This is a genomic window from Bradyrhizobium sp. CFUWI (assembly GCF_056429085.1).
The window spans coordinates 1-22,188 of the sequence record NZ_JBWJZE010000043.1; the positions used below are offsets into that span (position 1 = coordinate 1).

A 22,188-nucleotide genomic window follows, 5' to 3' on the forward strand; every position below is an offset into this window, starting at 1 on the left:
GGCGCCGCCGCTCGACCGATGTGATCACCTCCGCCCTCGAAATCGTCATAGCGCTTCTCCTAGGATTACCCCTAGGACCTGCAGCCATCGCGCCCGTCAAACAAGGCGGCCCTCAATGGAGGGATACATTACCTCGCCCACATAAAGGCCAACAAAGGAACACTGAAGGACATTTTCATACCGCGGCCCCGGGCAACGTAAGCACCACAACCGGTCTTGCGAAACCGATCAGCAAAGCAAAAATGAATCTCGCGGATTGTACAGTCGAGATCTTCACGGGAAAACACGGAAAGGGAGGACGTCTCGATTTGTTGCCCAACCACCTCTCAATCATTGAAGCCGAAATGACGCCGCGCGGCGCCGAGAAGCGACTGAAGGCTTATTTGAAAGAGAGAGCGTCGAGGTATGACTACGTAATTATCGACTGCCCTCCGACAATTTCCTTTTCACACAGGCTGCCATGCTCGCCAGTGACAAATACCTTGTTCCGCTAAAGCCAGATTGGCTGTCTGTCGTCGGGCTCCCTCTGCTTGAGCGGTATATCGAGGACTTCACCGACGACAATGGCATCAAGCTGGCGCAAGTCGGCATGGTTTTCACGATGGTGACCGGCAACGTCCCTCAAGCTATGAAATCCGTCATGGATCAAATCCGCCGAGAGCGGAAGGGCGACGTCTTCATGGATTACTTAAGCCACTCAACCAATGTTTCGAAATCTGTTACTGAGCACCAACCGGTGTTTTTGTATAAGAAAGCGTCCTCAAAACTGCGAATGCAAGTGCTGGACATAACCGCCGAGTTTGTCCGCAGAACGGAGAAGTGAGTGGCACCGCGGAACAGACATAAGGCTTGGCTCGATTTTCAACGTAAAATTCTCGATGTTCCCGCGAACTATACGATCGACGACCTGCGAGAATTTCGGAGCCTCTCAAGAGATCAAAACCCGTCGTTGTCGCGGATCATCGAAGAATATTTGCACCTTGCCCGGAGGGCAGAGACAGGAGCCGGCGAACGGTCAGCGTCCCCGCTTTCGTTCAAGCACAGCCGCATCGCGCAGATGCATCTGTTTGATTTGCTGCGGGAGAAGAAGTTCTTCCCTCGCAACTCAGACCTGGCCCGGTTTGCAGCCCGCGTGCTCCCGGATATGCGGTCATATAGCTTCGAAAAGATGGCGCGTAGCGACATCGCCGCCCGGATTGTTGAGTACGTTGAAAAAAGCGATCCACGTGCACAGCGCGCTCTAGAGCAATCGATGCGAGAAGCGCTCGCACACATAAACAGCCGGCCTCCCGCGCGAGGTGATCGCGCAAGCTTCTTGTCCAGATGGGAGAGAATAATCAAAGGTCTGGAGCTGTAGATGGCGAAGGGCCCTATCAACGTCATCGCCGGCGATTTCGAGGACGTTGTCGCTTATCTTAAGCAAAAGCAGATCGTGAGCCACTCCCCCTCTGCAACATTGCTCGTAAATGCCCGGCATATTCACGAATTGACATACAGTCTCATCTTGTGGCGCTTTAGGCTGAAAGGACTTCCGGAGCACTCGAAGGTTTTTATTGAAGAAATTGCTTCAGATGCGTTGCAGATCTTGCCTCAAATCATGATGGGCTACAGCAAAACAGCAAAATTGCTCATCCGAGGGATCATTGAAAATGTCCTTCGACACATTTACTTCGCAGACCATCCAATTGAATTCGGCTACATGAATAGCGACAAAAAGTGGTTTCTGCCTTTTGACGAATTGGCAAGTTACGCGAAGCGCCACCCTGAATATGTTAAGACAGAACGCAAAGTTGCTGCAATCGAGCAACTGATTAGCTTGTACAAGGATCTCTCCGGCGGAGTGCATGGACGCAGCGTTCGAGACCTCGAGATGCGAACGGCGCTCAAGAAACTTCAATACGACGACCAGACAGCCGCGGCCGAGCTTTCGTGTCTCCGCAAGATGACAGCAGCGGTAAACTTCCTCCTAGCAATTTTCCATGCTGAGGCCGTACGAAAATTTGCAGTTGAAGATAGAAGAGCGATCCTAAGATCGATGCCGCGCAATGCTCGCGAAGTTTGGAGCGACCACGAGTAGCTTCCAGAGAGGTCAAGAACGCGCTTTTCAGCCGCCGATCGCTGGATTACTGCCAGTTTTTTCTGCGTGTGCAACGGCCGCTTCAAGGTTTCGCACTGACTGAGGCCGGCACTTCGTTGACGCCATCTTCAGCATCAATGATCGCCCCTTCGTAGAGGAGGAGAATGCCCCACGATCGTGACGTCAGCGGAAGCGGCACCGCAAGTAGAGATGCTAAGGATGTCTCGAGCTTCACAATGACACGGTAAATTCTCACAAGAGCTCTCGCGCCTACCGCGCAATGAAGCAACGAAGCCGCCAGTGGCTCCAAATCGCTTAATGCCCGTAAAAGCATCACTACATGCGATGCCGCTGTCGCGGAGATCAAGAGCTTGTTAGCGAAATGACCAATCCAGATAAGCCGTCAAGACGCGCTTGAGTAACAGCATCAAGCGTACTCTGCTCGTTCGCTGATCGCACATTGGATCTTTGAAGGGCTGACCTTGCCGCCAATCCAGGCACCACGATCGCACGCCGCGCTCGCTTTGGATTGTATCACTTGGTCGGGATGATGCCTGATGAGACCAAGGAGCACTCTCGATTCCTGGCGGAATGCGCTAATTCCCCTCGCCTGAACTCAGCGAACAGGCGCAACATGACGAATAGCGCGATCATTCCAGCGCCGAGCTCAGCAACGGCTTGACTGACCAACAATCCACTGAACCCCGATATAACAGGGAATAGGAGTACGGCCGGTATGAAGAGATACCCCTGCCTGGCGAAAGAGACCACCGCGCTAAGGCGCGCTCTCCCCATCGACTGAAGCATTGTCGTCACGAAACTCTGAATACCGTAAAATCCAAAAAACAGGTGAAAGACGATGGAGCTCGAGACGGCAATTTCTGTGACATCATCGCTATCGCTGAACAACCCGACCAACGGCCGGGCGAAAACGATAACGGCTGCGGAATACGCAACGGAAAGCGTAACGGTGATAGAGATCATAAACTTCGCGACCTTCATTACCCGGGCAAAGTCGCGCGCGCCCCAACCGAACCCCAGGACAGCTTGAGAGCCGATGCAGAAGCCGGTGATAGGCAGCGCGCCGATCGTCAAAATTCTTACAGCTATTCCCACCGCCGCGATGAAATCATCACCGAACCGCGCAGCAGCTCTGTACAGGAACATACCGGCAAGAGCGGCTAAGATACTTGTCGTCATCGCCGGCGCCCCAATGAGCGCCAGCTGTCTGATACGATCTACCCGCAACGAGACCTGAGATATGCTGACGAGCACAGTGCCGAGCCGCTCGGTAAAATACGCGATGTAGAGGCTTATAGCGGCGATCTGTGATATCAGTGTCGCTGAGGCTGCGCCTTGCACACCCAAGCCTAGCAAGAAAATGAAAATAGGATCAAGCAAGGCGTTCAATGTGAAAGCGGTCAGCATCGTCCACATACTATATCGTGTATTGCCTTCAGCTCTTACGATGAAGCCACTGACGATGTTTAGGAGCATCAAAGTAGATCCCGGCAAGAGGATCGTGGCGTAGTCGAGCGCGATGGGCAGGATGGTTGGGGTTGCCCCGAGTGCGACGAAGATGTCTCGCAGGGTCACCAACAGGGCGATGGTCATAATCACCCCGATGGGAGCGGCGAGCGCGAGCGCCGTACTAGCACCTCGGCATGCCTCTAACTCATTACCAGCACCAAGATGACGAGATATGAAGGAGGCAGTACCCACACCGATCCCCTCTCCCACGGCCGCGAGCACGACAATGAGCGGCATCGTCATGCTGACGGCTGCAATCGCCTGCGCGCCGAGTGAGCCAACAAAGATCGCGTTAAGGAGCTGCTGTACTGCGTTGATCGACAAGCCGATAACGGATGGAATGGCGAGCCGCAGGAGAAGGCTTGGGAGATTCTGGTCCGATAGATCGATGTGCCGGTTTTTTTTCGGCATCGCATCGCGATTGCTTTTGACGACGAGCTCCGCATTGCGCTTATCCATGATTCACGCCGTCTTCTCTACGAATTCATTGATCGTCTGCATCAGCTCCTGTTGCAAGACCGTGCAAAGATGGCGGGTCGCCTCATAATCGACCATGCTCGGATCATAAGTGGCGTCGATCTGTAGACGACCGGATTGATATCCGACCTCGAACCAGAAGAGGTGGATCGCCGCAGCTTGATGCATGTGTTCGCCGATCGAAAGCGGACAAGGGTCTGTGTCTAGAAAACGGCGCGCGAAATGGCGCTGCAAACCGGCGCGATAATTCACCCCAATTCTGGGAAGTGGCAGGCGATCGAGCCGACACCGCAAGGCTGGATCTCGGTTTAGGAATTTCAGGGCCCGAAAACCTATTCCCCCACGCGGCAGCGCATTGCGCTGCCGGTATACTAGACGAGCGCGGTCGGAACGCGACTCTCTTCCGGTGAGCTTCAATGGAAGCGGAACGAGCTCGCTGATAAGGCCGATGATCTGAGATGGATCGAAGTCGTCAAACAGCCGACCTCGTGCCGAGGTCAGGCTATCAATCCAGAGCGAATAGTTGCCGAACAGGGCACCACACGCACCGGACAGGGCAGCAAGAAACACATCAAAGTCCTGACAATGCGCTGATCTGGCTCCAATACTAAGGAGACCCGCTGTCGCTTCCCCGTCGATCTCAAGATGGTACTTGGCCCGATCTACCCGCGAACGGCCGTTCGCATCCACCCGACGACCTCCGAGACTTGCATCGTGAATCTCTCTCGCGCTTCCTTCGGCAACACTCGTGTCGCGCGATGAGGCGTCGCTGACACGTAAGTCGAATTGATCGTAGTCAATATCCTCCCAGTACTTGAGTTCGTCTGGTGCTTCGCTGTCCGCGTAATGCTCGAGGCGCTTCAACCAGGAAGAGAGCCTTTGTACAGTCTCAGGGCCATTCACATCATGGCCTGCAGCAAGAGCGTGGTATGCGCCCTCCAATGCTTCCAGGAACAGCCGATAGCCCATTCCATCCGCTACGAAATGATGCATCAGCACCAGCAGATAGTAATCGCCGCTTTCCGAAGTACGGAAGGCCGCGACGTGAACAAGAGGCGTGTGACCGTCAAACCGGAACATGTGTTGACGTTTTGCCGAGACGATCTCGATTGTCCTGCGCTGGTCTGGGCCGCTCATCCGGACAAGATCGATCTCCTCCACGATGCGCTCGGTCGGACAAGGCCCAATCCCCAGCCGAAGTCCACCTTTGGTTCGGGCAACGCGCAGCCTGAGGCCTTCGTGCTTCTCGATGACATGGGCAAGAGCGCGGTTCAGGATCTTGATGTTCAGAATGCCACCGCGCAAGAAGAACAGATCGCCGATGTTAAAATGCTCGTCAAAGCCGAGAAGAGAATTCCAAAACGATATAATGGGGGGCACAGGCAGCAAGCTGTCCGCGGAAGCGACGTTGTGGGGTGCCGCCTCCGCTTCCCCGGCCGCCAACTCCCTGATGGTCGGCGTTCGATAAAGTTGGTTGACGGTGAGATTCAGCCCGGCTTTGCACGCCAGGGTGACGCAACGCACGCTCAGAAGAGAATCGCCGCCGATATCAAAGAAGCTGCTGTCAACTCCCACCCCCTTGGCGCCTAATAGATCCTCCCAGATTCGAGCAAGAACTCGCTCGTTCCTGGTGCGAGGCTCGGCAGATGGACTGGTTTCTATCTCGCGGTATGGAACGGAGGATAGGCGAATACGGTCTATCTTTCCGCTCACCGTCAGGGGAACACTGTCAACCAACCTGAAGGCTGCGGGAACCATGGCGGATGGCAACCTGTCGCGCAGATGGGCAAGAATCTCTCCGGAGCTGAGATTCTTGCGAGCGGGCACCACGCTCGCCGTCAAGCGGCGATCGTCATCGATGCCTTCTGCGAAGACCGCGGCCTTTGCGATTGCCGGATGAGACTCAAGGGCAACTTCGACCTCTTCCGGCTCGATGCGGAAGCCCCTCACCTTGATCTGGTTGTCCGATCGGCCGCAAATCTCAACGAGGCCGCTGGTTGAGATGCGCGCGATGTCCCCACTTCGATAAAGCACGTTGTATTGTCCGCCATCATACGGATTCGGCACAAAACGGCGGTCGGTCCGATCTTGATCCTGCCAGTACCCAGCGCTCAGACAGCGGCCTGCGATGCACAGTTCGCCGGGGGCTCCAACAGGCACTCTCTTCAACCGTGAATCGAGCACGTAGAGTTTGACGTTGTCGATTGGCCGCCCCACTGGGACAAGCGCCGAGCTGTCGTCCGCGTCCGATGTTTCGTGCACGGCAGCATTGGACGCACATTCCGTCGCACCATAGAAGTTCCACAACGGTACGCCCGGAAAAGCCTCACGCCAGCGAGCGGGCAGCGAGGAAGGCATCGGTTCGGCGCTGCTTGTGACCAATCTCAAGGCGGTACTTTGCGGTTGCCGTTCCTGGGACCCAATGAGACCGGACAGGACTGGCGGAGAGGCAAATAAGCGTGTCACGCGATGTTTTGCCAAACTGCGCAACAACAGATCCGGATCTAGCACCTGTCCTTGCGTGAGGATCAGCGTAGGCACACCTCTCAGAAGCCCACCAAAATACTCCCAAGCGGACGCAACAAGGCAGGCGGACTTCTGGACAACCATGACGTCGGTGTCATCGAACGGAAAGCACCGCCACATCCAGTTCAGCCGGTTGAGAATGGCCGCTTCCGGTATAAGAACCCCCTTCGCCCGACCTGTGGAGGAGGACGTGTATATGAGGTTCGCAATTCGCTGATCTAACGGTCTGTCGCTAGGCGCGAAATCATCCCTCGGCAATTTGCATGTTTCTAAGGCCAACAGAGAAATCGAAGGTATCTCAAACCCAGGCTCCGTGATATTCGCGTGAACCAAGAGCTTTGCCTTACTATCTCGCAGGATATGTTGGATCCGATCATGCGGATAATCCGGCGCTATCGGCACAACAACAGCATCCAAGCCTCGCGCCGCAAGCATGACAGCGGCAACGTCCGGCGACCGGTCAACAAGCACGGCGACCAGATCGCCGGCCCCCACCTTCATCTCCCGCAGTAACGAGCGGATAGCTGCTACGCGCTCACGCAGCTCGCCAAACGTGACCTCCCCGAACTCGCCAAAATATGCTACTTTGCCGTGGTTAGAGACGCTGATCTGCTCGAAGGCTTCAGCAAGCGGACATTCGGATTCATATCGCTGGATCGACCCATCCAGCGAATCCAGTATAGTGAGGTCTGCGGCGCTAAGGCAGCTCAGTTCCTCAATGGGCGCAAGCGCTTTGTCGACGCAGGCGGCAATCAGACAGCGCAGATTGTTGGCCATGCGGACAGCCAGATCACTCGAGAATATGTCTTCCGCATACGCCAGCTGGAGCGCAATCTCATCGCCCTGATCTTGCGCGTACAGTGTTAAGTCGAATTTGACATAGCCTGTGTCGTACTCGCGGAATGTCAGAGCCAACTCGTCTTGACCAAGTGGCTCGGCGGCTTCGGAGTACATGTTGAACATGACCTGGAAGATCGGTGATCGACCCGGTTCGCGACATAACCTGGTGTCCCTGACCATCCATCCGAATGGATAGGCCGAATTTGCGATGGCATCGCTGACCAGGCTCTGGATGCGCCTGGCATGAGCAGCAAAGGACTGACCGGGATCGATCGCGGCTCGGATCGGCAGCATATTCAGGAAAAAGCCAATGATGTCAGCGCTGGCAGGTTGGTCCCGTACAGCGTGTGGCATGCCGACGACAATATCGTCCTGACCGCTATACATTCGTAGCAGCAGCTGAAAGCACGCCAGCAGTGTTGTCGAGGTGGTGCAGCTATTTTGCCGCGCGAATTCTCTTACCCGACTGGAGAGATCGCCGCCAAGGAGCACTGGATGCGAGCCGCCGCGGTATGAATTTGTTTGCGGGCGCGCCCTTCCAAGCGAAAGCACCGGCGGATCATCACCAATCTGACGACGCCAATAGTGACGTTGGTTCTCCAGCGCCTGTGGAGAAACGTGTTGTTTCTCCCACGCCGCGTAGCCCGAGAGTGACGCACGGTTCTCTGGCCAAGGCGCCGCGGCATCTAAATATCTCTGCTGAAGATCTCTGAGCAGAACAGAAATCGACCAGGCATCGAGGATGATTTCGTGAGCGGTGATCAGTATGAGATGATTGTCGGGACCAAACCGGACCATGCGCGCGCGAAACAACTGGCCTTGTGCGAGATCGAAATTGTCTTTCAGCTCCGTTCGCCGAAACTGTGCGATGAGCTCGTCAGCGTCGGAGGAGGTGAGATGAGATGCATCGATCAATTCAAGATTGATGCATGGCGGAGCATCAAAGTATTGAACCGGACCGTTCTCGTCGATAAAGCGCGCCGAAAGTGCCTGGTGGGAATGAATAACCTCGGTCCAGGCGCGCTTGAACCGAGCCAGATCGATGTTGCCCTTAATCCGCAGCCCGCCCTGAATGATGTAGTTCCGCGCAGATGGATCGAGCTGTGCCAGAAACCAAAGGTGCTCCTGGAGACGCGTCAGAGGTGATCGGCTTAGCTTTCGGCACGTCAAAGTCGTGCATGGATTGCGCTCAGTCCGAGCCTCGATCGAAGCGGCAAGAGATCGAATTGTGCCATTCAGGACCAGTCTGAAATCCGCTTTCACTCCGAGCAAGGTCTGCAACTGTCCCAATATAAGCATTGCGCGGAGCGAGTCTCCGCCGAGGCTTATGAATTGGTCATTCACACCTATGTTCTCGATACGCAAAATGCCGGACCAGATTTGACGTAGCCGGACTTCGAGGTCTGATTGCGGCTCCTCGAACGGCGTTGACAATAAGGGCCGAACACTCCCCGGGTCAGGCAATGCTGCAAAGTCGACCTTTCCGTTCCCGGTCAGTGGAATACTGCTGACGCGAATGATTCTTTCCGGAAGCATGTAGCTGGGGAGTGCCTCAGCAAGGAACTTCTGAAGGTCGCTTTCCGCCAGTTCAGCTGGAGCCGTCACATACGCAAAAAGCCGCCGCGAATCGGCTTGCGCCTCCGCCCGAGCGATATCTCGCGCCGTAAGCTTTACACCTGCGCAGACAGAGGCGACTGCGACTGCTCCATGCACCAAGGGATGAGCGGACAAACGAGCTTCGATTTCTCCCAGCTCGATTCTGTGCCCACGAATTTTGACCTGACGATCCCGTCGGCCGAGACATTCCAAAAGGCCGTCGGAACGGAGGCGCCCCAGATCACCTGTCCGATATAGGCGCCGGAAGGCCAGGTCGCTTGAGAACGGGTTTGGCCCAAACGCATCCTTGGTGCGGACATGATCATTGACGTAACCGGCAGCGACACCGACGCCGCTAACACAGATTTCGCCGACTTCTCCTACATTGCAGAGCCGTGGTCCGTCCGCGACATAAACCTCAACGTTTTGAATTGGCCTGCCGATCGGCACATAAGGCTCAGCCAGCGCAGGCGGGACGGCAACCAGATGATGCGTCACGCCGTCGGCGCACTCGGTCGGCCCGTAATGATTGAGAATGGAAACGCGGGGATACAAGGCAAGCCACGCACGCGCCAATCCGGGCGTTAGAGGTTCTCCGACCGTAGAAATAATCCGCAAGCCATCCATGGCTCGCTCTGCCGCGGCAAGCGATTGCAGATATTCAACAAACACTGCCAGCATCGACGGAACGAATTGGACGACCGTAGCGCCGCATCGTTGAATTGCTTGAAGGAGCGATGACGGCGATCTCAGTGTCGCATCATCGATGATTGATGTAGAGGCTCCGACGCAAAGCCCTGAAAGAAGCTGCCAAAGCGAAATGTCAAAGCAGTGCGATGCCGTTTGCGCGACGCAATCCGTCCGAGTGAGACTTAAGGCATCGATCTTTGCCGCCAAATGATTGTTTAGGCCAGCGCGCTCGATCATTGCGCCCTTAGGCTGGCCCGTCGAACCAGACGTAAACAGAATATAGGCAAGTCCATCCACGTTCGGCGATGGCACAACAGACGAGGTCTGCCCCCGGCGCAGGGCCGCCTCTATAGCTACGAATTGAGGAGCTGCTTTGCTGCTCTCCTGGAATAGGCTGAGCAATGCCGGTCGGTCTCGGCCCATCAACAAAGCGCAGCGGCTCTGCTCGATCATGAATGATGTACGGGAAGCCGGCAGCCAAGGATCGAGCGGTAGGTACATTGATCCAGCTTTCAAAATTGCGATAACCGCCGTCGCCCAGTCGAGGTCCCGCCCTCCCCAATAGCCGACAACCCCGCCGCGAGCACCCTGCTCTCGCAAGGTCTTTGCAAGGGCATCCGATCTTGATCGTAGGGCCTCATATGTGAGTTCGTCTGCGCCGTGCCTCAGCGCGACTCTCTTCGGATCCGAACCGGCAAACCGATTGATCGCCGTGATCGCGTCAACCGGTTGACGCTCCATGGACTGCTCCTTGGCTGATTGATTTTGCGTAGTCGCGCGCCCCGCCATTCGTCGCCTTCATCTGCGCCAAAATCGGAGCGCCGGAGCTCGTCAACGAGGTGTGCATGCGCAGCCACCCTGATTCCGCACGTCGTAAGGTTTTGTCCGTATGAGCTTCTCGGTGTTCGCTTCTGGCTCGGTGATCGGCAGAGGAACAGGAGGACGCTAGGACGGCGCGTCCACTTTGGCACCTACCTGCTCTTGTAGAGGACCCGCCAACGTCTGCATGGCACCCGCAATCAACGCGACCACAGGCTGGTCATGGCTTGTGATTATCGTAATTGTCCGCTTTCCCGGCCCTCGAGCCGCCACCACCAACCGATCGAGGGCGGGCTGCCCCCCTCCCCCGCGACACAGCTTGCATGACGAAAGACTTTTTACCGTAACCACCGCCAGACCAGCTACGCGGCCAAGGCCGGTCGGGTGTTCGCAGGCGGCGAACTCTATCTTAACGGCTCGTTTGGCGCGTTGCAGACTGGCGTCATTGGCATCGATGGCGGAGCCGAAGCGATCTTGCCGATCGGCGATACCTTGACGACCGCCAACATCATGCGGGCATGGGAAGCGTTGTCGCCGAATTATGCTTCTGTCACCGACGGATGTACTCGGGCCACGCTGGAGACGGCAGGCTCCAGCGAACCTATCGCACGCACGAACCGGGCGCTGATCAGGCTCATAACCTGAAGGTCATAGGTTCAAATCCTATCCCCGCAACCAACGATTCTTGCGAAAGCAAGGCACCCAAAACCCCGGCTTCCGAAAGGACGTCGGGGTTTTTCTTGTTGGCGGTGAACCGCAGGATCGCAGCCAGGTCGCCGCGCAGCACAATCGCCAGCTCGGCCTCGTCGGGTACGAGCGTTACCTGATCGACCAGTGTCCGGAACACCTCAGCCGCCTCGGCCTTGCCATCCTCGCTTTGCAGGCTCTCATAAAGCGTGGCGATTCGCTGGCGGTAGATTTCCGCCATGTTCGGATGCAGAAGAGGCGGTGGCTCCTCTGCATTTGCCAACAGCTCGGTCAGTTCGGCCTTGCGGGCTTCAAGACCACCAATCTTGTCCTTGAGCTGAGCGCCAGGTACACCATCCAGGATGGCTTGGATCGCTCTATCCAAGTCCCGCTGGACGCGCTCCAACTCTTTGCGCTGACTGATGATGTCGGCGCTGCGCTCAATCCGCAGCCGGTTCACTTCGCGGGTGAACTCGTCGCAGAATTCTTTGAAGAGCTCGGGCTCCATGAGATGCGTCCGGAGGCCGCTGAGCACCGAGGCTTCCAACGCATCGCGCCGGATATTCAAGCGGTTGTCGCAAGTGCCTTTGTTCCGCGACGTCGCGCAGCCGAGCAGATCTTTCGAGATCATAGTGTAACCGCCGCCACAGCAGCCGCACTTCACAAGACCGGCAAACAGATGTTTTGGCCGCCGCCGCTCGTTCAATGCATTCTCGCTAGGCTCAGACGTCTCATAGGCGAGCGATTGTTGGCGGGCCTTCGCCGCATTCCAGACTTCCTGGTCGATGATGCGCATCTCCGGCACCTCCTGAATTACCCACTCAGATTCAGGATTGAGACGCGACACCCGCTTACCCGTATCTGGGTCTTTCAGATAACGAAGCCGGTTCCAGACGAGGCGGCCGACATAGAGTTCGTTGTTGAGGATGCCGACGCCGCGCTTCGGATTGCCGTGGATCGTTGAGGGTCCCCATTCGGCGCCCTGCGGCCCAGGCACGCCTTCCTTATTCAACTCAAAGGCAATCGCGCGGGACGACTTGCCGGCAATGTAGTCTGCAAAGATACGGCGCACGACGACGGCTTCCGCCTCGTTGATCGTCCGATCGCCACGGATCGGCTCGCCATTCGCCGCGAACTGTTTCACAACGTCGTAGCCGAAGCACAGCCCGCCACCGGACTTACCGTCCTCAACGCGGCCGCGCAGCCCGCGGCGCGTCTTGTCAGCCAGGTCTTTCAGGAAGAGCGCGTTCATCGTGCCCTTAAGCCCGACATGCAGATGCGTCACGTCACCTTCCGACAGTGTGACGATCCGCACTCCGCTGAACGCCATACGTTTGAACAGTCCGGCGATATCCTCCTGATCGCGGCTCAGGCGATCCATCGCCTCTGCGAGCACGACGACGAATTTGCCGCGCGTCGCGTCACTGATCAGCTCTTGAATGCCGGGGCGCAGGAGCGATGCGCCGGAGATTGCGCGATCGGTATAGCTGTCGACGACGGTCCAGCCTTGCTTCTCGGCATGGAGGCGGCAGAGCCGCAGCTGATCCTCGATCGAGGCGTCTCGCTGATTGTCCGATGAGTAGCGGGCGTAGAGCGCGACCTTCACGAGGCGACCTCCTTACTCCGGGAGGCGGTCTCGCGTCCGGCTGTCTGTTTCGGCTTGAACGAAGTCCCGTGCGGCCTGGCGGGCCAGCAGCCGGACCAGATTGATGAGACGAGGATCGGGCTTCGACGGCGCAGGCACGGCCGGTTCGCGGGCCGCGTCGGCGACCACACGAAGTTTTTCGGCTGTTGTACGTCTCGGTCGCGCCACGATCGCGTCCTTGTCCTCGCACGGAATACACCGCTTCGCGACAACGATGCCATGCGACGACGCATTAGCAAGATAAAAACGTTTTCTAAATCAATGGCTTGTGGCGCATCAGAGCGGGTGTCGGCGGGTGGCAGCGTAGCGGCGGGGCACCGATCGACCGTCATCGTAGCGATCGCCTCCCTTGGAAGGAAGGCGTCTTGCCACGGTGACACCCCCCGGTGGATCGGAGAGGCCATTTCTATTTGCTGGGACCGATGACAATTCCACCAGCCTTGCGCTCCAAAGATAACATGGCTATATATCTGGATATAGCATGGAGGGGCGCGATGAGCAACAACGCACAGAAGAGAGCCCTCGAGAATTATCGGTCCCGTCTGACTGAGCGTGGCATCGCGCGGTTCGAGATCCAGGCGCTCGACGCTGACCGCGATCTGCTCCGGCGCCTTGCCCGGAAATTGACGGAGGACGGTCCAGAAGCCGGGCAGCTCCGCCGGACCATACAGCAAGCAGTGGCGGGTGAGCCTCCGAAAGCGGGCGGCATTCTCGCCGCGCTGCGTCGCTCTCCACTGGTCGGCGCGGATCTCGACCTCAGCCGGCCGCGAGAAGACGGGCGTAAGGTCGATCTGTGACGCGCTATCTTCTTGATACCAATATCATCAGCAACGTCATAAAGCCGGAGCCGTCAGACTCGCTGCTGGCTTGGATGGGCGCGCAGAAGGACGACGACCTCTTCATTGCCTCGCTCACCGTCGCCGAAATCCGCCGAGGCATCTTGGAGAAACCGAAAGGCAAGAAACGCAGCGCCCTTGAAGCCTGGTTCGCCGGCCCCGAAGGTCCGCAAGCGCTGTTCGCCGGCCGCGTCCTGCCGTTTGACGAGAAAGCTGGCCTCGTCTGGGCCGGTCTTATGGCTGGTCGGAAGGCGAAGGGACGCCCCAGAAGCGCGCTCGACACCATCATCGCTGCGATCGCAGACGCCAACCATTGCGTCGTAGTCACAGACAATGAAAAGGACTTCGAGGACGTTCAGATTATCAACCCGCTCCGCAGCTCCGCGAGCCAGGAGGTAGGCAGGTGACGATAACCCGAACGGTCCGGCCGATTCACTTCGAGGATTTCAGCGGCACCGAGTTCGAGCGCCTCGTGTTCGCCTATCACCTTTGCGATGGCTGGACTGATCTCGCTTGGTTCGGCCAGACGGGAAGCGACCAAGGGCGCGACATCATCGGCACACGTCCGTTCGACGACCAGCCGGACGAACGCACTGTCATTCAATGCGTCAATCGCGGTAGCCTGACCCAGGCAAAGGCCGAGAAGGATATGGCAGCCGCGGTCAAAGCGACGACCGGCAAACCTGACGCTTTCAAGTTCGTGTGCCGTGGTCGTGTCTCAGCCCAACGTCGCGACGAGGTTCGCTCGGCAGCCACGAAACTCGGTGTCCCTAAAGTGGCAATCTGGTCCGGCCCGGAGTTTGAGGAACATCTCCGGCTTCGAGCCGAATTCCTCCTACGGCGCCTCGTCGAGGGCGTTCCGTTTCCCGACACAGAAACGGAACTGCGTAATTTTGTTGACCAGTTCCCGGATATCGACGACGAGCAGGCCTTGGCCATGCTCGCCCGTGCGTTTGATCGTCCAGCTTTCCGAACACCGTTTCATCAGGAGAGCAATCTTCCCGCTTTCCAGCAGGCAATCGACGACACTATTCGCGTTCTCAGCACGGGCATCTGGCAAACGCGCGAAGGCATCGAAATCCATCGACTTCCGTCGCTTCATCACATTCGCGACGCCGGGATCCGCAGCGCTCTGGAGCTGACCGTCCGTGAACTGGATCAGCTTCGCCGCCAATTCAAAACGCTGCTGTCCTCCGGCGAAATCAGGCCCTGCGGCTGTGGCAATCCCGCTTGTCCAACCTTCATGCTCACCGACAGAGCAGCTCGCGAATTAGATCGGGCGCGCGATCGGGTGCTAGCCGCTTTCCGGCGGCCGTATCCCTCCTTCAACGTAGTCCTAGAATGACGTCGCCTCGGCTTCACAGAGGTGAGATGGCGGCGCTGGTAGGTCATGCCAAGCGCTCCGTCACCGGTAAATATATCCAAACACTCGACACCGCCCTGATCATGGCGGCCGACCCGATCGGAGGCTATATCCAGGGCCCTCCCGACGGGAAAGAATTCAAACAGTCCGCGTACGCGCTCGATCGCGACTCTCGTGAGGCCGCCCTCGCACGCTTCCTCCGGAAGGCACGGGGCGAGGAGAGGCTTGGCGCAGAAGAGGAGCGCCTTGCCGCCAAGCTGCTCGATGTCCACCAACCTTCATAGCCTTATCGCCGGTGTGCTGCAGTCGATGACCCACGCGGAGCTGAGCGAGGCGCCGCTACGAATCGCTGGGCTGGTCGTTCCAACCGGCGAGGGGCTCTCAAAGCGCCAGCGTATCGACCTCGCGCTCGCAAACCTTACCGAGGAGGAGTTAGCGCGGCTGGCCTTGAAGTTTGCGGCTAAGCGCGGGGATATCCCCCTCGACGAGGCCGGTCGCAAGGTGCTGGAAGCGGGCGATCCGCCTCTAACCCACATCACCCGGCGCGACGTCGCGCGAATCTTCGGAGATGACCTCGCCGGCGAGCGTGGCACGGTGGAGATGGTGGAACGCTATTTCCCTCTCTCCACGCCCATTGAAGATTTCCTCGGAACCAACGGTCGAAGCCTGCGCGATCAGATCGCTCAGCACATGGATCGAAATTCCGGTGATTGGTCGGTTGAATATCTGTTCGGCGAAATCGGCGCCTTCGACTGCTCCAGAGCCCGATTCGGGGCGTTGCTCAAGAAGCTGTTCACCCCCTCTCCCGGACGGGAGAAGAGCAGTTGCAGATGGTCACGGCCCTCAACAAGGTCCTTGCGCGTGACGGATACGAGCTGGCCCAGGAAAGTGAACTCTCCGGTCACTCGATCTTTGCCTTCCGTCCTCTCGTGCGTGGTGTCGGTGGTCGGCCCAAGAATTTGATCTTCGCCTCGCGAGGACCCAAGCCGGAAATCGGTTTCGCCGACGCCATCAACAACGACATCGTCATTCTCTCCGGCGAAGAGAGCTGCCTGGTCTACGACCGGCCGATCGGCACGAATGGCTTGCTCTGGTCCGAGTTCGTCGCTTGGTGGAGCGACGTCGCACCTGGGGCCAATGCAGCAAGTCTCGGCGCGCGCCTTCAAGAATCCTTGGCTTCAGACGCGGAACGCAAGCTCTTCGCCACCTACTTCAAGGCCTATAGATCTGCCCTCGGCGAGGCGCTACCCGCGCTCCTGCCACAGGTCTATCTGCACTACGATCCCGCTGTCGTAAAAACCCTGCGCCATCGCCTTCCGCTTCCGCGCCAGCGCATGGACTTTTTGCTCCTCCTCCCGGGGCGCCAACGCATCGTGCTGGAGGTGGATGGAAAGCATCATTTCTCCGAGAACGACCACCCGTCGTTGAAGGTCTATGCCGACATGGTGTCGGCCGACCGCGAGCTGCGGCTCGCTGGGTACGAAGTCTACCGATTCGGAGCAAATGAGTTGGTCGGCGAGGGCGCTGAATCGAGGATCGCCGATTTTTTCGATAAGCTTTTCCGTCTGCATCGTGTCGGGCGCTGAGCATGCCCCTCGACCGAAGATATTGAAAACCCTTGCATGTCGGAAAACCAGACATTATATTGGCTACAGGTCCTAGAAAGACACAGAGATGGTAACCACCACACTCGCCCCGCCGCCCGTCAAGATTGCGCCGTTTCCCTTGGCCGCCGTCGAGGCGAAACTCCGCGACGAACTGGTCGAGGCCGTGAAGATCGAGGCGTCGATTAGAGGCATGGCCCTGCCCACGGCGCCGGCAGATATCGCCAAAGCATCCGTTCACGTGGACTCGTTGGTGGTCGTTTCAATCCTATGCGCAGTTGAACCGATTGTCGGGTTCGAGTTGCCTGAAAGCGTCGTCCGGGCAGGCGGATACACTTCGGTCGACAGCGCACTCGGCCAGCTTCTCCCCCGTTTGGAGAAAGAGTGGACGAAGAAGAAAGGAGCGCAATCATGACCGAACTCGCAGTTCATCACGATAACGATGACGAGGCGCGCCGGCTCCTGGGCGATCGACTACGTGAAGCTCGCAAGTATCTAGGCCTCAAGCAGGAAGAGGTCGCAACCTATTTGAAGATCCCGCGAACCGCCCTGACGGATATCGAGAACGGTCAGCGCCGGGTCGAGGCTATCGAACTCGCCCGGCTTGCTAAGTTGTACCGTCAGCCGGTGGGCTATTTTACCGGGGAAGACGCTGCGGCGAGCCTGCCCATCGACGTGGCCCACCTCGCGCGCAGGGCGGCCGACCTGTCCGAGCAGGACCGCACCGAGCTTGGACGCTTCGCCGAATACCTGCGTGCTCGGTCGCGCGCCGCACGAGGTTGATCGATGGTGGCCGCGGATTATCCGAGCGCGGTTCGCGCTGGCACGATGGCCGCGGCCCGGCTGCATCAGCAGCTTGACCTACGTCAGCAGATCGAGGCGGCCGGCGGCAACGTCGATGTCTTCGCCGCCATCCACGCCCTCGATTTGCCCTTACTCGTGCGGCCCCTGCAAGGACTCCTCGGTGCTTATCTGAGCGATCCTGGGCCTGGCGTCCTCGTTACGACACAGCGTCCGATGAGCATCCAACGGTTCACTGCGGCCCATGAGCTCGGCCACTTCCGCCTACAGCATCAGCCCAGTCTCGATGACGAAAGCATTCTGCGTCGGATGCCGCTGCAAGCGCAGCCGACCGGCGACTTTCAGGAGGTTGAGGCCGACGCATTCGCGGTCGAATTCATGATGCCGCGCTGGCTCGTCGCTTGGCATGCGGCTCGCCAGGGCTGGACCGTTCCTGATTTTCGGCGACCAAGCGCGGTCTACCAGCTCTCGTTGCGGATCGGCGCGAGTTATGAGGCGACTTGCTGGACGCTCGCCCGCCACAGATTCATCCAGGCGACGCAGGCCCGGGAGCTTCTTCAGACCCAGCCGCGTGAGATGAAAGTTGCCCTGCTTGAGGCCTACCAGCCGCAAGACTACCGCGGCGACGTCTGGCTACTCACCGAGCGCGACGCAGGAGTGCGCATCGACGGGAGCCGCAACGATCTGTTTGTCCTCCGGCTCGAAGAACACAGCGGCGGAGGCTATCTCTGGGACATCGATCAGCTCAAGGAGAGCGGGTTCGCCGTCGTTCGCGATGACCTGCAGGCGATTGACGCTGACGGCGTCGGCGGGCCTGTCATCAGGCGCGTGACGGCAACGCCACCAGACACCTATCGCGGACGGCTCGCACTCGACGAACGGCGACCATGGGATCCCGATCCGCCGCTTGCGACCCTTGCCGTGGACGTCGACCTCACCGGTCCTGAGCAAGAAGGGCTTTCGCGCGCCGAACGGCGGAGGCTGCTCGAGGCCGCATGAGCGACATTACGATTTCGGTCGATCTGCGGCCTTCTTTCGGCGATGCCCGCAATCAAGGGGCGCGCCCTACCTGCCTTGCCTTCGCGGCGAGCGATGCACATGCGGCTCTACGTGATGGCTGGGCGCCATTGTCCTGCGAATATGCCTTCTATAAGGCGCAACAGCGCGCCGGCCGAATGCCAAACACCGGCGCGCTCTTGTCCTCGATGCTGGAGGCGCTCCGCAAGGACGGACAACCCGAAGAGAGCGGTTTGCCCTATCTATCGGCAACACCCGCGGAGCCAGCGTCATGGGCGCCGCCCCGCGAGATCGGCAAGCGTTTCGGCCGTAACGGCGCGACCGCCACCTACTCGATCGACCGCGTCATCCAGGAATTGGATCAAGGACGTCCTGTGATTGTCCTGACGATGCTGTCGCGCGCCTTCTATCAACGGAGCACTCAGGGTGTCGTCGATCCGGCGCCCGGCGAGCAACCGGAACCTGACCGACGCCATGCCGTCATTGCAGTCGGCCACGGGAAGGTCGACGGCCAGCGTGCCGTCTTGGTGCGTAATAGTTGGGGGCCGAGCTGGGGCGATGCGGGCTACGGCTGGCTCACGGAGCGGTTCCTTGGCCCACGCATCTATGCGGCCGCAACCTTATTGGAGGAGGTCGATGTACCTGCCGATCCCATCGCAGCCTGACTGCGCGAGCGCATGGCGTGAAGCCGTGCGTGCCGTTGATGGCCAGCAGGGCCATGCGGCCTACAACGTGATCATCGATATCGCAGATCCGATCGCCCATGCGACGCTGGCGGACCCCCGGATCGCGGTCGTCGACGAATTTCTCTCGCCCTACGAGAAGTCCGTGGAGACGGTGGCGAACACCATTTTTCCCGCCGGTCTTTATCGCCGCTATGGTGCACCTGCCTTCTTCGATATTTTTCGCGACAATATTCTGAAGAAGGTTCGGCGAAGCGAACGCTGGTCCGGTTACTATTTCGAGCGCATGATTCAATATCCGGTGGTCGAGGGTGATGCGCCCAATCAGCTCTGGGATATCGTGAAACGCCTAAAAAACGAGGACGTGCGGGCCCTGAACAAGTTCGAGCTGTCGCTGTTCGATCCGGTCAGGGATGTCGATAATTCGCCTTATGGCGGACAGTGCCTAAGTTTCATGAGCTTCAAAGTCATACCTGGCCCACAAAATAAGACGCTGACCTTGACCGCGATGTATCGCAATCACTTCTACATCGAAAAACTGCTGGGTAACCTGATTGGTCTTGGCCGCCTAATGGACTTTGTCGCTCATGAGGCGGGCCTCAAGGTTGGCGCGCTCACCATCATTTCCACCCATGCCGAAATCGACCAACCCCGCCGCAACGGAAAGCCCGCCAGCCGGTCCGATATCAGCGCGATGATCGCAAAGTTCGATCAGGCAGCAGCCCCTCTCGCGGCTTGAGTGTCGGGGAAGGGAAGCTCGATCGTCTGGCCATCGTCATCGTCGGCTGTGAGGCCGTAGATGTGATTGACGCCTGAGATGAACTCAGCCTGGCCGCCATAACTCGGATGGCGGACGATCTTGACCGTTATATCGAGGCCGTTTAGCGCCATGCCCGCATCGCGGCCGATTGCCACGATCCGGCGCGGCTTGATCATCGCAATAAGAGCCGTAAGCAGTGGCCACGTGGCTTCCCGTTCGGCCCTAGTGTGGCAGCGATTCGAGAAGGGGTCATCAGCCTCGTGCGGGTGGAGCGGGAATATGTTCCACAACACGGCGGGCTCGCCGATTCGGGTGAGCACGCTCCAGACGATGGCGGCGGTACGCTCCGCGACCATCGGGCCTCTTGTTGCACGATCCAGCTCTATCCCGCCCATGAGCGCCGCCGCTTGGGCCAAATGGACTTCGTCCGTCAGCGGCACACCCGTCCTGCGGCCTCCGCGGTAGCCCAGATCGCGGGCGATCCAGATCGTGTCGACGTGCGCAGCTATAGCCGCGTCGAGGCAGCGCACAAGATTGCGCCGACGGACGCGCGCGGCATCTGCTCGGTCGTAAGTCGAGCAACAATCGGCGTATGGATTGAACACCGAAGGTAAGCGGGTTTCGGCGAGCGCTTGGGCAAAGGACTTCGGCGTTTTCAAGATAGTTTCTCGATTGTGAGGCGGCGGTTATTCGTATCGATGTGAAGACGCCCGCGCCGATGCTCGCGCAGGAAGCGGAAGGCGGCATAGCCTTGCAAGATCGCCTCTTCCCAAAGCCACAACGGAAGTTGCTCAGCTTCATATCCGGCGACGAACTGGCGGACGTGCTTGAGCATGTCGAACGGCAACTCACCAGTCTTCACGTCGGCGAAGAGATTTAGGGCCGCGGCTTGGCCAAATATCCATGTCGCGACGCCCTCTTCGATCAGCGTGGCGCGCGCTCCGTCCTGTGCCTCATCGATCTTGGGATCGCTCTTACGCTTAAGACGGAAGAGAGCGCGGATGACGGGCGACCAAGTCAAAACCGCCACGTAAGCGTAGTGAAAGACGTCGTGAAAGCGGTAGTCATCGGCCGTCATGGCGTTGTCGGTGAGACGATCGCCAATGTTCAGGCCGTTGCAGCGCTGGAACACATAGGTCTGACCGCGAACTTTGCGTTCAAACACGTCGACATAAAGGTCGCGGGGCAATTTTTCTTCAGCCTCCGCGGACTCGTCGAGCGGTGCTGGGTAAATACGCTCGCGAGGCCACCGATCGAAGATTTTGCCCAAATTCTTGACCGCCGCCGCCTCGAGCGTCACACCCGCCTCGTTCGCGGCCTGAATCAAGGTTCGCATGATCGCGACTAGGCGCCCCGCCAAGGCCGCTTGGTTATTCGTCAGGCGCCCAGCTTCGTGATCGGTCATCAGCAAGCCGACTTCTCCCGCGAGCTGGAGCAGCGTCTTCTCAAACGCCTGTGTCGGCTCTGCGCGGCGAGTCATTATCGGGGGTTGGAGGGAAGCGAATGAAAGTGGGCCATCAGCGGCACGCTGCCAGTCCGCATAACCCCGATCCAGGTTTCCAGCGATATCGCCGAGAGACAGCCCGCCGCGCGCGGCAAACGCCGTGAGATACCAAAGCACGTCGCCCAATTCCTCGACGACCGCGCTTGCATAGCCGAGATACGAGGCTCGATCTCGCTGTTTCTTCTTGACCTCGCTGAGCAGGCTGCCGGTCTCGCCAAACAGACCGAGCAGCGGAAACGTGAGCGATCCGCCGTCGCTGCGCTGGTCGGTGGTCAACGCCTGCGAGACATAGTCCTGAACGGTGAGTGGGGTGAACTCGTCCGTCATGCTGGCCGCCTCTTTCGACGATCAGAGATTGCTTCGTCGGGGACAGTCACGCCATACGCTTTCAGCGCACGGAGGACGACGACCCGGATCGGCTCGCGCGTCTCTGCAGCCCGGACTTCGAGATGGTGTTTCGTCACCGACGGCACCTGGATCTGCAGGTACTCATCGACCTCGCTAGAGGATTGCGCAAAAGCGGTTTTCATGAAACCACAATATCAGACATTTCATGAAACCACCATGAGATGAAATCATGAACTTTTGTGCATGCCAGCGATCGACTGAGCTGGCCCCGGTTGTCTGAACAGAATATCCGCGTCGATAAGTGGAGCCTCTGCCGGGGTTAGGCTGCCGTGCGGAGCGGCAGCGGGGTGAAGTAGGCTTGATCCGGTGTGCTGCCGTCAAGGCT

At 58.5% G+C, this 22,188-nt stretch carries 18 protein-coding genes, 1 tRNA gene and 2 pseudogenes; 15 read left to right on the top strand and 6 right to left on the bottom strand.

Features of this window, described 5'->3' with window-relative positions; all coding sequences use genetic code 11:
- From AC066S_RS37035 to AC066S_RS37050, 4 genes are all read left to right on the top strand, one after another.
- The coding region (locus AC066S_RS37035) for an AAA family ATPase (RefSeq protein WP_478271852.1) at nt 1–494 on the top strand (494 nt) is incomplete at its 5' end.
- Nucleotides 461–823: a ParA family protein gene (locus AC066S_RS37040; RefSeq protein ID WP_126261403.1), complete on the top strand. Its 363-nt coding sequence runs from the start codon at nt 461–463 to the stop codon at nt 821–823. The genes AC066S_RS37035 and AC066S_RS37040, both read left to right, overlap by 34 nt.
- Nucleotides 824–1,357, top strand: coding sequence for a hypothetical protein (locus AC066S_RS37045; RefSeq protein ID WP_126261404.1), 534 nt, complete (start codon nt 824–826; stop codon nt 1,355–1,357). It abuts the gene before it with no gap.
- Nucleotides 1,358–2,077 carry a hypothetical protein gene (locus AC066S_RS37050; RefSeq protein ID WP_126261405.1) on the top strand — a complete coding sequence of 240 codons (720 nt, stop codon included), beginning with the start codon at nt 1,358–1,360 and terminating at the stop codon, nt 2,075–2,077. It abuts the gene before it with no gap.
- Between the two features lie 534 nt (nt 2,078–2,611).
- Here AC066S_RS37050 and AC066S_RS37055 read toward each other — a convergent pair.
- A complete protein-coding gene (locus AC066S_RS37055) occupies nt 2,612–4,066 on the bottom strand; it encodes an MATE family efflux transporter (RefSeq protein WP_126261406.1) in 1,455 nt (484 codons plus the stop codon).
- A 3-nt stretch (nt 4,067–4,069) separates the two neighbouring features.
- Entirely contained in the window at nt 4,070–10,477 is a 6,408-nt protein-coding gene (locus tag AC066S_RS37060) for a non-ribosomal peptide synthetase (protein WP_235884925.1), read from the bottom strand.
- Nucleotides 10,478–11,129: 652 nt separating this feature from the next.
- Here AC066S_RS37060 and AC066S_RS37065 point away from each other — a divergent pair.
- Nucleotides 11,130–11,233 (top strand) — tRNA-Met (locus AC066S_RS37065).
- On the opposite strand, the gene AC066S_RS37070 is transcribed toward AC066S_RS37065, so the two are convergent.
- Entirely contained in the window at nt 11,190–12,848 is a 1,659-nt protein-coding gene (locus AC066S_RS37070; RefSeq protein ID WP_126261430.1) for a recombinase family protein, read from the bottom strand. The genes AC066S_RS37065 and AC066S_RS37070 overlap by 44 nt on opposite strands.
- Nucleotides 12,849–13,381: 533 nt before the next feature.
- Between AC066S_RS37070 and AC066S_RS37075 the strand changes: the two genes are divergently transcribed.
- The 10 genes and pseudogenes from AC066S_RS37075 to AC066S_RS37120 all read left to right on the top strand — a co-directional run bounded on the left by AC066S_RS37075 (nt 13,382) and on the right by AC066S_RS37120 (nt 19,930).
- A complete protein-coding gene (locus tag AC066S_RS37075) occupies nt 13,382–13,684 on the top strand; it encodes a hypothetical protein (RefSeq protein ID WP_126261409.1) in 303 nt (100 codons plus the stop codon).
- Nucleotides 13,681–14,130, top strand: coding sequence for a PIN domain-containing protein (locus AC066S_RS37080; protein ID WP_126261410.1), 450 nt, complete (start codon nt 13,681–13,683; stop codon nt 14,128–14,130). The genes AC066S_RS37075 and AC066S_RS37080 overlap by 4 nt, the downstream gene beginning before the upstream one ends.
- On the top strand, nt 14,127–15,068 hold the full coding sequence (locus tag AC066S_RS37085; RefSeq protein WP_126261411.1) for a restriction endonuclease: 942 nt from the start codon (nt 14,127–14,129) through the stop codon (nt 15,066–15,068). The genes AC066S_RS37080 and AC066S_RS37085 overlap by 4 nt, the downstream gene beginning before the upstream one ends.
- A gap of 6 nt (nt 15,069–15,074) precedes the next feature.
- A pseudogene (locus tag AC066S_RS37090) lies at nt 15,075–15,370 on the top strand (integrase); the annotation flags it as partial.
- Nucleotides 15,371–15,395: 25 nt separating this feature from the next.
- Nucleotides 15,396–16,672 (top strand): annotated as a pseudogene (locus AC066S_RS37095) (AbiJ-related protein).
- Nucleotides 16,673–16,760: 88 nt separating this feature from the next.
- Nucleotides 16,761–17,105: a hypothetical protein gene (locus tag AC066S_RS37100; protein WP_126261412.1), complete on the top strand. Its 345-nt coding sequence runs from the start codon at nt 16,761–16,763 to the stop codon at nt 17,103–17,105.
- Nucleotides 17,102–17,473: a helix-turn-helix domain-containing protein gene (locus tag AC066S_RS37105; protein WP_126261413.1), complete on the top strand. Its 372-nt coding sequence runs from the start codon at nt 17,102–17,104 to the stop codon at nt 17,471–17,473. Before AC066S_RS37100 ends, AC066S_RS37105 begins: the two co-directional genes overlap by 4 nt.
- A gap of 3 nt (nt 17,474–17,476) precedes the next feature.
- Nucleotides 17,477–18,490: an ImmA/IrrE family metallo-endopeptidase gene (locus tag AC066S_RS37110; protein ID WP_126261414.1), complete on the top strand. Its 1,014-nt coding sequence runs from the start codon at nt 17,477–17,479 to the stop codon at nt 18,488–18,490.
- Nucleotides 18,487–19,173, top strand: a complete 687-nt coding sequence (locus AC066S_RS37115; protein ID WP_126261415.1) for a C1 family peptidase — start codon at nt 18,487–18,489, stop codon at nt 19,171–19,173. The genes AC066S_RS37110 and AC066S_RS37115 overlap by 4 nt, the downstream gene beginning before the upstream one ends.
- Complete coding sequence (locus AC066S_RS37120; protein WP_126261416.1) at nt 19,145–19,930, top strand: hypothetical protein; 786 nt, start codon at nt 19,145–19,147, stop codon at nt 19,928–19,930. Before AC066S_RS37115 ends, AC066S_RS37120 begins: the two co-directional genes overlap by 29 nt.
- Here AC066S_RS37120 and AC066S_RS37125 read toward each other — a convergent pair.
- From AC066S_RS37125 to AC066S_RS37135, 3 genes are read right to left on the bottom strand one after another with little or no spacing between them, the layout of a single operon-like run.
- Nucleotides 19,903–20,610: a uracil-DNA glycosylase gene (locus tag AC066S_RS37125; RefSeq protein WP_126261417.1), complete on the bottom strand. Its 708-nt coding sequence runs from the start codon at nt 20,608–20,610 to the stop codon at nt 19,903–19,905. The two genes, AC066S_RS37120 and AC066S_RS37125, sit on opposite strands and share 28 nt — an antisense overlap.
- A complete protein-coding gene (locus AC066S_RS37130; RefSeq protein WP_126261418.1) occupies nt 20,607–21,782 on the bottom strand; it encodes a nucleoside triphosphate pyrophosphohydrolase family protein in 1,176 nt (391 codons plus the stop codon). Before AC066S_RS37130 ends, AC066S_RS37125 begins: the two co-directional genes overlap by 4 nt.
- Entirely contained in the window at nt 21,779–21,985 is a 207-nt protein-coding gene (locus AC066S_RS37135) for a hypothetical protein (protein WP_126261419.1), read from the bottom strand. Before AC066S_RS37135 ends, AC066S_RS37130 begins: the two co-directional genes overlap by 4 nt.
- Between the last annotated feature and the right edge of the window lie 203 nt (nt 21,986–22,188).